Raw genomic sequence first — 10,850 nt, forward strand, 5'->3', positions numbered from 1 at the left:
TAACAGAGCCTTGCAAAATGGCTCTGAATTACCGGAATATGTGGCTCCCAATCTCCGGAATGGTGGCTCTCAAAGTCCGGACAGGTGGCTCAAAGAGTCTCGGAATAATCATGCAGATTCGTCTGCACAATACATAATCCTATAATTTGCTATCAAAAACGATGTGAAACTGAGCAAGTGAGAGTAGTTGCGATTAGTAGCAAAATAGTAGCAGAGCAAAAAGAAAAGCCTCAGAAACCGCTTATTTAGCGGTTTCCAAGACTTGTGGATACTATTCAAACTCCCTGCTAATCATATTATTTCATCTGCTTATAAGGATTTTTAGCTTTCAGAAATAGCGTCTTTTCGTCTATTTCTCTTAAATATTTTCATTTTTCAAAATTTCAGGTATCATTCAGGTATCACAAATGGGTATCAATGTACCTGACAATATTATGACTCTAATAATGGAATTTTGCAAACACCAAATCATTTTTTATAACAAACATTAATTGTTATAAAAGCACTACACATCCTTCCTTATATTTATCATATTGTATTTCTTTTAGCTATTCATCCCAATGATCACCTATACGAACGACAATAATTCTATGATTTTCAATCTCATCACGTCCCCAGCAAAAATAAATACGTTGATCTGTTCTTTTATTATACAGTTTAGTATGCGGATTGCATGTCAATTGAAATTTCTTGTCATTATAAATAATTTCTTTATTGTAACTCTTCTCTTCGTTTGAACCTTTTCCAGAACATATGATATCATATCCTGATTTAAGCTCAGCTAATGTATCTTTTTCATTTTTATTATGATAATCATACAATTTCTTACCATTGTCATTTAAAACTGTCAAATGTCTTGTCAATTCCTCTACAATATCAACGCATTTTCCCAATTTCTCCACATGTTCGAATGCATCATCATGAAAAATAATATTAGGAAAGCATTCCCTCACTCTATCCGCGTATATTTTATAGTCAACTACCCTTTTTATATAAAAACGCTTTATCTTTATCACATCGTTAACCTTCAAGCATTTATCTTCTTCCACATTTTTTATGTTCATAACACACAAATGTTTTGAATTATCAGGTAAATCCTTTTGAGTTATAGGTAAATATCCATACTCTGCCTTATTCTTAATTTCAAAATACGTATCAGAACTGGTCTTTTGTTTTGAAATTACTTCCATTAGATAATCTGATATATCACTTTGTGCTTTTCCATATAGGTAATCCATAGCTGTTATTCCGTTTTTATCGGATATACCATAAAATTCATCTGGGACGTACATTTTTTCATTATTGCATAAATATGCTACTTTCTCCCCAAACTCAAATGCCTCATATTCATCAATGTCATGATAACTGCTCGAAGGCAACAAATAAAAATCTATTCTCCACATCTCCTCATCTCCAGTAACTCACGCAAATCTGCACGCTTTTGATCAAAAAAACCCTTAGGCCATTCTTCAAGCTCACCATTATCTTGCACATCTATATCATGGCAAATGCTGTTATTATCTTTTTTCTCAAAAAACAATATTTTCATATTTTCACATTGCCTCTCTTTAGCAGTTTGAATTCTACAACCATCCACAATATGTTCGCTATGTGTTTCTATAACTACCTGTACACCATTTACTGCTATCAATGCCAAAAACTTTCCTAGTCTGGATTGACTCAATGGATGTAGATGTGCTTCTGGATTTTCTACAACAAGCACAGAATTCTCAATCATACTTGCGACCAGTGCCTGAACAATAATCGGTAATACATATGTAATACCAAATCCTGTAGCTACCGGTAGGTGAAATTCTCCCTGATTCTGCAACATTAACGTAGTAATGTTCTTCTCTATATCAACGCTATATCTGATTTTAGTATCAGGGATAATTACATTTAACCATGCTTCACAATTAGCAGAGAATCTGTCAATCTCAGATATTTTCAAATCATTAGGCAACTGAAATCCAGAGTTAATTTTTTGAAACTTATCCATTTCACTAAGTATATAGCTTGTATTTTCTCCTGTATTTCCTACAGAAAATGGTATGATATCATTAATATGCGATACAATTCTTGGTCCTTTACGCTCCGCATTTAAAAAGAAAAGATGCATTTTACTTAAATTACATTCTTGTTCTTTAACTTCCATAATTTCATCGCAATTACAAATATCAAAGCACAACTCATCATTATCATCTGGGAGCCCTAACACAACTCTATTTTCATTTCCATTTATAAATATTTGTATTTCAATATTTTTTTGTTCTAAATCCTCTGAAACAATATTCAATGGTATTCCCAAATTCATACCATAAATTTTATTTGTACCTATCTTTTTTTTCTCACACTCTTCCCAACTTTTAAATGCTAACAGTAATGCCTGAACAAAACTTGACTTTCCTGATGCATTACTTCCTGTTAATATATTTAATTGTTTTATGTCAGTTTCAAAATTATTATGACACTTAAAATTTTTTAATATCATTTTTTCTATTTTTATACAAGACATTGTTCTAACACCTTTCTTGAAAACTCAAAGTTTGTATATACATTTCTTTTGTCTCCTGTTCCAATTGTAATCGAATTTGTATAATAATGATCTGCCAAAGCATCTGCCAATCCTAACAATAATTTCTCCTTTTTTGACTTTATATTGATATCATCATAACTGTGATTAAGTAATAAAACAGAAAACGACGAAAATAATGACTTGTTAATATAATCCATATTTCTTTTCACAGTTCTGCCATCTTTTTGAACTTTAGAAAAAGCATATTCTCCAAAAGCATCATAAGTTCTTCTCATTGCTAAATCGAATTTTTTATATAATTCTTCTCTCATACTCGGCTGCATTTTATTCAAATCTTCAATTGCGTCATCAAGCATTGTTGCAATATTTGGATAATCATAATGCAAAACATTTTTCTCGTAATCGTACGCCTTATAAAACGCATAGAATCGAAGAACAAGCTCCTGAGAATCCATCCTGTCATCTTTAACTCTTCCCCTCGTGGCAAGAAGGTAATTTTCATTTTTAGTGCTCTTTATTAAGAAATCTCGCACTTCCTGTTTGCAAATAGCATTACGCATCTCTTGCGGATTCAAATTCACCCCACCAGTATTAACGCGCCTAAAAATATCATAAATGACATTTTTGGGAGACCTGGCATCCAAGATATTAACTGCTATTTGGGTTCGATATATTCTTTGGACATATTTCGTATCTAAGTCTTTAAATTTTCTCTTATTATAATCTTTTCCCAAATATTCCAAACCCGTTAGTCGAAATTCACCGTTCACGAATTCTCTAATTGTTGTCAACCGCTGCTGCCCATCAATAACCTGATATTTTCCATCCTCATTTTCATAAAAATAAAATGCTGGAATAGGTATTCTCAACATTAACGATTCAATTAATAGAGACTTTTTCTTATTATCTTTCCACACACGTCTTCTTTGATAACCAGGATTTAACTCAATTAAGTCCTGATCCATTAATTCCAACATATACTTTACTGACAACATTTGCTGGTCTACTCTGATTTTTTCAGCATCGAATGGCTGTTCATTTTCCTCTTCTTCATCGTTTTCCATATTTTCGATTTCATAATCAATCCCCGCCTCTTCTGCTTCCAATTTACCAATTTTTACATCTATGCTGTCGTTCTCATATATTCCTTCCATTTTGGCATCTCCTTACTTAATATTGTGTCTATTTTTTGTAAGAACATTGTACTTCTTGCCATCATTTGCAATTTGTACTTTTTCATAATTAACCATTACATCTTTGACCTATAATTTCTTGTTTATTTTCATAAACTCAAATATAATAATTCCAACATAACAAATCATATTGCAGCACCCTGATTTGTTATTCTTATATTGTCACAAATTATTATCCCATTTATAGCTCTATAAACTCATACCTTCCCGGACCATAACCAGTCACTTTCCTAATAACTCTAGCTGCTTTCATCGCATTCATAACATTTGTTGCTTTTGATTTAGAACAATTCAACCATTCTTGAACATTTGCCTGTCCAAATGGAACTCCTGTACCACACGAAGCAAATACCTGTTCAATGTTTTTGATAAACTTGTCTGTTAGCTCCGCTTCCCTGAATAACGGCATATATTTATCAAAAGTGTTGCTTACTTTTTTTCCCTCATTGATTACTTTTTCAGCAGTGTTGCCTACTTCTTCAAGAGCATTGCTTATATTTTTCACAATATTGCCTACTTTTTCTTGATTACTGCTTACTTTTCTAAACATTATCACTTTAATTCCATCACCAAATTCTTCAAATAACGGCTCCGGCAAATTATATTCCGCACATCTATTATATAATCTTGGAATTCCTGTTCCCCAAGACTCAATGATGTGCATATAATGAAATGCTTCCGCAATAGCAGCATTTCTACATCTCGATTTACCCATCTTGGCAGTCTCTACATCAAGACCTCCATATAACATCCCCGGTGATAACACTTCTATTCTGTCATCAAAAATACATACCTGAATGCACGCTTCATCAAGGTAACTTCTATGCACAACTGCATTTGCCACCATTTCTCTGATAGCCTTTGTCGGCAATTCATACTCCTCGCTTCTATATATGCCATCAATCTCTGCTCCTAAATTAATATGTCGTAATACAAAATGATACGCATCATCCACCTGCTCATAAATAGGGCCTGTAAATTCTTTTTGGTCAATAAAAATATCCCTTGTTATCCCTTTAAATAATGCGCACTGAATCTTAGCATTTCTATTCTTATTATCCGTCATAAGTTCAAAAGCATTCGTAACAGTAAAAGACTTTCCGGCTCGGCATAGCACCCCAAAATCTTCCAATTTCTCAAGAGTCATATCCTTGACTTCAGCCTTTTCATCCTCAGACTTACACGCCTCAAGTGCAATCCGTTTCATTTCTTTACATAAATGCAATGCTTTCTTTTCATCATATCCTTTTCCAATACACTGCATTTTATCATAGGACATGTTTTGCCCTTCAATTTCTAATTCCTTCAATTTTCTTGCATCTGCCGGTCTGCTGGTTCCATTTATCCTAATATACGCAGTTGTTTCCTTACCTTTACTCGCAATGTAATATGGTCTGAATTTTCCCGGAGTCACATCAACTTCCAAAATTGTTTTCCCTTCAATGGTTCTCATTGTAATATCCGGATCTATCTGTGGCGTACACGCATCAGAAATCATATTAGAAATATTATCTGATAACTTAAATGGATTTTGGTCGCCAATGCCATAAACAATATTAGTTTCATCTTCTATGCCAATTATCACCTTTCCTCCGGAACTATTAGAAAATGCAATAATGTCCTTAAGGAATTTTTCATGATTATGTGGTACTTCTCTTTTAAATTCTATATTTTTCCCTTCGCCGAAATATTCTTTTTCCACCATATAGCTGCCCTCCTTTCCATCTTAGAGTAACTGGATCTAATCTTGAACTAATTTCGCCTCTTCTTCCCATTCATCTAAATAACTCTTTAAAATTCTTTCGATTGCAGTTGTCTTGGTCTGTCCAACCGCTTCACAATATCTGTCCAACTGTTCCAAAATTTCTCTTTCAATATACATATTTATATGTTTTCCATTCTTTTTTTCTCTTGCCATAGTTAATTTTTCTCCTAAATAACAACAATCTCCGTTAGTTCCATTATTCTATTTATGAGATTTTGTTTTATTTCCGCAATCTGTTCATATTTATCTGCTAGTTCTCTTTGCTTATCAATATCATATGTACCGTCTTCTCTCACGGGAATTGGAATAACATCTTTCATACGCTTAATCGCTATTGGCTTTAATGAAGTATATTCATTCTTTCCCATGTCCCCTTCTCTCCCCTTTTTTCGGCTTCTGAATATAGGTTCTAAAACAAATTTTATATAACGTAAATCAACATTAACACATTTTTCTGTAGGAAGCAAAACGCCCCTATGGCATGTCAAACTAAAAGCTTCATTGTGATACATAATATAACCAGCAAGACCATCTATGCACCATGTTAAATATTCTCCGTTGTAATCAGCCTTATCTATTTTGGCATATTCACCAGTAGTTGTACCCGAATACAGAGGTATGTTCCCTTGATTTTCAGAAACCCACACTTTTGTATATTCAGCATTACCACCTTTAGGATAAAATAAATCTGTTACCAATGGGTAACCCCATTTAATAGTTTCGTCTTCAGGTAAAGCAACTGTTATTTTTGACAATTCTTTAACTTTTTCTAACAAATTTTGCTTTTGCTCTTGAACAAGGAAATATTTGTCTGCCAACTGCTTTTGTATACTTATATCTGGATTTTCTAATTCATTTACAGGGATTCTAACCAACAAATTCTCAATTTGGTTATTTCCCACCTTTTTATTTGATGAATTTTTAGCTGTTTGGTAAAACAAGGGTTGCATCACGATTTCTAAATACGGCAAATACAAATCTTCTCGTTTAGGAATTAAATATCCACAATGATTATTCGGAACAAATGGTGTAAATCTACTTTTCAAAGTTCCTGCCTGTCCATCCACTGTCCATGTAATACATGGATAATCTATATAATCCTTTTTTTTCACATATTCATTTGATATATAGCATAATATACCATTGTTATTTGTATCTGATGAAATTACTGGTACATTCCCCTCCCAACCATTTGATATTATCGCCTTTTTGGTATAAATGGCATTTCCTTGATGAGGTTCAAATATTTCTTTTAATAAAAATTCCTTATACATTATTTCAGACATTCTATAGCCTCCTGATATCCCTTTATATCATTCATCAATTCTGAAATATATCCACTAAACTCATCAATGGACATAACCGTATCTTTCTTCTTAATTCCTAGGGCAATTTTTTCTTCATCCGACCAGTGCAACTCTACATTCCAATTCTCACTTGCTTCAAAATTATCAATGCTTAAAAGTTTCGCTCTTGGATTATCTTTAACAGCTGATACCGCAATTTCATTCTCTCTATTTGTTCGATACAGATTATATAATTCAACCGCATCATGTAAGTCGTTACTTTCTATATCAAATCGATATGTGTCCATAGTTTCTCCTATACTGCTACATAAATAAGTGTAAATAGGATAAGGTTGTGTCACACCTATTTCCGCTTCTGAACGCTTATGTATAGTAAGAATAAATGTCTTTTTAGGCGTATTGAAAAAAGTCCCCACCGGCAATGAAATAATACTATCTATGAAACAATCATCTAAAATCAATTGTTTTAATTTATCGTTACCAATATTTGTAAATATTCCATCCGGCAAAATTACATTTGCTACGCCTCCTTTTTTCAAAGATTTTACTATCCATTCTGTAAACAGTGCTTCAATTCCTCTCCCACCTGTTGTATATGCTTTACTATCTGAATTTTCTATTTTAACTGACTTGCTAGCTTCACTTATAGCACCACTCTGATAATATGGTGGATTTGCTAAAATTAAATCATATTGATTTAAAGATAAATGTTCTAATGTACCTAATGTCGTGTGGCTAGATTTAATTACCTTATTAAGCAATTCTTCTGATAACATCTGTAGTTTATCTACAGAATCACAATTATTTTTAAACAAATCGGAATAATGTATTAGAATATTTGATTTTGCAAGTATTGTTGTCAAATCAAATGTGTTATCTTCCATCTTCTTTTCCATTCCGACTAAATCAATTTTCGATTTCAGTTTACCATTTTCAAAATAAAATGGCGTGGGTACTTTTGCTGCAGCTTCTAACAAAAATTTTCCAACACCACATGCTGGATCGCATATTCTCATCCCTTCTTTAACATCTACCATTCGTACCATTTCACGCACCACTTTAAGCGGAGTAAAAAACTGACCCATACCATCTTTTTCAGTACTATTTTTCATAAAAGTTTCAAAGAGTTTCGACTTAAAATCTTTATTAATATACAAAAATCTTCCACATTCTTTTTCATATTCCTGAAAACAATCCAGCAATTTTCCAAAACAATCAGCAGAACTTTCATGGATAATTGGATTTCCTATATCATCTGTCTCAGTATGAAAAATTCGTCCATTAATAATAGTAGTCCCATCTTCAGGATTCGCAGGGAACAATTCCAATAACTTCTTTCTAACTGTTGTTAGATACTGCTGAAATGCATCTTTTGCGCTCTGCTCCTTATATATTTGGTAAATACCACTAAAAGAATATATACCTTTTAAAACACCAATATCTGACAGAAACTTAAAAGTAAATATTTCCACAAACGTATAAAGAGAATTTTTCGCAGATGATAAAGACATATTTTGTAAAATTCTTGCCGTCCTTTGTGCTAACGGAGTAGGATCAACATATTCCTTAGGAACTATTTTATTATTTGTATCATTTATACAATAACAAACATCATCAATAAACTCTGCTAACTCCCTATTTTGTTCCGCTGATAATTCTTTGGGATTAATTTTTCTACTAATAGGCTCATCATTTTCATCAACAATCAATTCCCCTGTAATTGGATTAATCCACATAAAAAAATCACCATCTGAAAGCATATATATCTTAGCTTTTGTCTTGCGGGCAACACCTAACTCTTGATATTTTGCAAGTCGTCTTTGCTGTTCTGTTCTTAACTTATTTGGTTCCTTCATCTCTATAAAAATAACTATTTGCTTATCACTATTCAAAACCAATACATCAGGTTTATTAGCTTTTATTCCTTCGCACTCTTTTATATTAAGACCTGAAATCTCCTTGTTCTTAACTAAATCCTTGATGGTTGTTGCACCAAGACTTCTACAAGTAAACTTATCCAGTTTTACTGGTATTGAATACAATCCATCTTGTATAGTTTGTTCTGACATATCATTTGTCTCCATTCTTTTTTCTTTATTTTAACACATAAATCTTTAATAATAAAGATTTATACACATAGATTTTATAATTATTTTTCATACGCTTCCCACAATCTTCTCTGCTCCCCACTCAGTCTCAAAATCTCTGCCAAATCACGCTCCAATGCCACTATATTGGCATCCATCTGTTCCACAGTTCTGACACGCATTTCCGCAATAATTTCACTCTGTAAGTCTTCCTTTAAATATTGCTCCCTTGTTTCAACATTCATATAGCCATACAGCAAATAACTGTATCCATTATCGGTATCCTTAAAAATCGGGGCAACTTCTCCGACAGAAGTTTTCCAACGCATAAGTCTTGGAAACCAGCACAGCCCTTCTCTTATCAGTTCCTTGAATCTCTCCAGCAGTTGCCCCAGTTCATTTAATATGCCCCTGTAACTGTTTCCTGCTTCTATTTTGCCACCCTTTTCTACCGATATGGCATATTCTTCTATGGTAGGTGCAAATAAACGGAATGTTCCCACATATTGTTTTATCTGTTCTAAAAGTCCTGTCAGCCTATCCGCCTCCTGCTGCTTTTCTTCCAATTCATCTTGTGTGTATTCTAACAGTACATTCTGAGCCGCTATGGAACCTGATAATGCAGCCAGGCTTGACTCACTTTTTACAACATCCTTTGCAAGTGTCTCCAGCTTTTCAGACTCTTTTGCCACTTTATATTCCAGAACCGATAAATCCCGGTTCCGTCCCTGCTTCTTTTCAGCAAATGTCTCTTTTACATTAAACTTAAAACACCCTTCTGCCTCACTTCTAAGTTTGTCCTGCAGCACACCTGACAGCACTTCCTGTGTAAATACATTTCTCTTCGATACCCGTTTTGAAAGCCCCTTTTTATATCCGTCATACACAGGCACCCCGACCACATGCATATGAGGACTTGCTTCATCAAAATGAATTACCGCATTAGCCACCTTGAATTCCGGTATGAACTCCTGTAGCTTACGCAGAGTGTATCTGTAAACAAACTCCATTCTTTCTGCTTTATCTCCATGTTTCTCCCAAAATTCCTTATCGCCACATTGAAAAATAATCTCTACAGCCATATCCTGATTAAGCTCCGATACATGTTCAAAATAATCGTCAATCTTCCTGTCTTTCCTTTTCTGATTTTCATTGTAAATTCTTACTGCCTCATCAAATTCCCTGTGGTAAACCTCCTGCACATCCTTATAAAGATTTTCAGTTCCATATAGCAAAAGAATATTGTCTCTGCTATAATCAGATGAGCGATATTTTCTGAGATTATGATTGGCAACTGTTTTCAGTTTTGACTTTGATGTTATGGCACTTTTCCTGTTACTGACATGTGCCGTATATGATGCATCTCCCATTCATCTTCTCCTTTATCCGTAATAAATTCTGTCGGAGCAGTGCTGTTATCATCTTTGCTCTGCCAAAGATGATAACCCCCTAGCAGATTTGGCAAGCCAAATCTGCGGGGCTCTCCGAGGGTTATATAATATTGCCGGCAGGTACATCTTCCACTATAAATTTCCGACATATCATAACCATATAATTTCAAACTAATGATACTGTCTCACAATCCGGCTAAGCACTACCTCCTCCGCCATCATTCTTGCCTGCGTACGCAGCTTATACATTTCCACAAAAGAATTCCCGGCTTTTGAAATATGCTTCGACAGCCACCTTTCTTCAATAGTCTCCAACAACTCATATGCTTCCTCATTTACATCTGCCGCTTTCTTCTTTAGCCTGCCAAATCTCATAAGACTTCTATATCTTCCGTAATGATTTTCTTTCATAAATGCCATCCACATACGCCCGTATTTTCCAACGGATTTCTCCCCAATAACTGTCGTCTCGCAAAATAAAGTTCCTGTCTCCTGCACAAAAACAGCGAATTATTATATCAGTTCCATAATGATGTCTCTTTGTACGTGCCTGTAATTACGGCGCGCTTTT

General features: G+C 34.0%; 9 protein-coding genes. All 9 read right to left on the minus strand.

What is annotated here, in order from left to right:
* Window positions 1-548 precede the first annotated feature (548 nt).
* The 9 genes from ACTNA4_RS15345 to ACTNA4_RS15385 all read right to left on the minus strand — a co-directional run bounded on the left by ACTNA4_RS15345 (window position 549) and on the right by ACTNA4_RS15385 (window position 10,777).
* Window positions 549-1,403: a hypothetical protein gene (locus ACTNA4_RS15345; protein WP_441030936.1), complete on the minus strand. Its 855-nt coding sequence runs from the start codon at window positions 1,401-1,403 to the stop codon at window positions 549-551.
* Window positions 1,391-2,515 carry a DUF3696 domain-containing protein gene (locus ACTNA4_RS15350; protein ID WP_441030939.1) on the minus strand — a complete coding sequence of 375 codons (1,125 nt, stop codon included), beginning with the start codon at window positions 2,513-2,515 and terminating at the stop codon, window positions 1,391-1,393. The genes ACTNA4_RS15345 and ACTNA4_RS15350 overlap by 13 nt, the downstream gene beginning before the upstream one ends.
* Window positions 2,503-3,690: a DUF262 domain-containing protein gene (locus ACTNA4_RS15355; protein ID WP_441030942.1), complete on the minus strand. Its 1,188-nt coding sequence runs from the start codon at window positions 3,688-3,690 to the stop codon at window positions 2,503-2,505. Before ACTNA4_RS15355 ends, ACTNA4_RS15350 begins: the two co-directional genes overlap by 13 nt.
* A 220-nt stretch (window positions 3,691-3,910) precedes the next feature.
* Window positions 3,911-5,434 (minus strand): RNA-binding domain-containing protein, encoded by a 1,524-nt coding sequence (locus ACTNA4_RS15360; RefSeq protein ID WP_441030945.1) that lies wholly within the window; start codon window positions 5,432-5,434, stop codon window positions 3,911-3,913.
* Window positions 5,435-5,470: 36 nt separating this feature from the next.
* Window positions 5,471-5,647, minus strand: coding sequence for a RepB family protein (locus ACTNA4_RS15365; protein ID WP_441030948.1), 177 nt, complete (start codon window positions 5,645-5,647; stop codon window positions 5,471-5,473).
* Window positions 5,648-5,661: 14 nt separating this feature from the next.
* On the minus strand, window positions 5,662-6,780 hold the full coding sequence (locus ACTNA4_RS15370; RefSeq protein WP_441030951.1) for a restriction endonuclease subunit S: 1,119 nt from the start codon (window positions 6,778-6,780) through the stop codon (window positions 5,662-5,664).
* Window positions 6,768-8,870, minus strand: a complete 2,103-nt coding sequence (locus ACTNA4_RS15375) for an N-6 DNA methylase (protein WP_441030954.1) — start codon at window positions 8,868-8,870, stop codon at window positions 6,768-6,770. The genes ACTNA4_RS15370 and ACTNA4_RS15375 overlap by 13 nt, the downstream gene beginning before the upstream one ends.
* 80 nt (window positions 8,871-8,950) lie before the next feature.
* Complete coding sequence (locus tag ACTNA4_RS15380) at window positions 8,951-10,258, minus strand: plasmid recombination protein (protein ID WP_441030957.1); 1,308 nt, start codon at window positions 10,256-10,258, stop codon at window positions 8,951-8,953.
* A 192-nt stretch (window positions 10,259-10,450) separates the two neighbouring features.
* Window positions 10,451-10,777 (minus strand): TnpV protein, encoded by a 327-nt coding sequence (locus tag ACTNA4_RS15385; RefSeq protein ID WP_441030960.1) that lies wholly within the window; start codon window positions 10,775-10,777, stop codon window positions 10,451-10,453.
* Window positions 10,778-10,850: the final 73 nt, after the last annotated feature.

The sequence above is a fragment of the Bariatricus sp. HCP28S3_A7 genome (genome assembly GCF_052066375.1).
GTDB lineage: Bacteria > Bacillota > Clostridia > Lachnospirales > Lachnospiraceae > Allocoprococcus.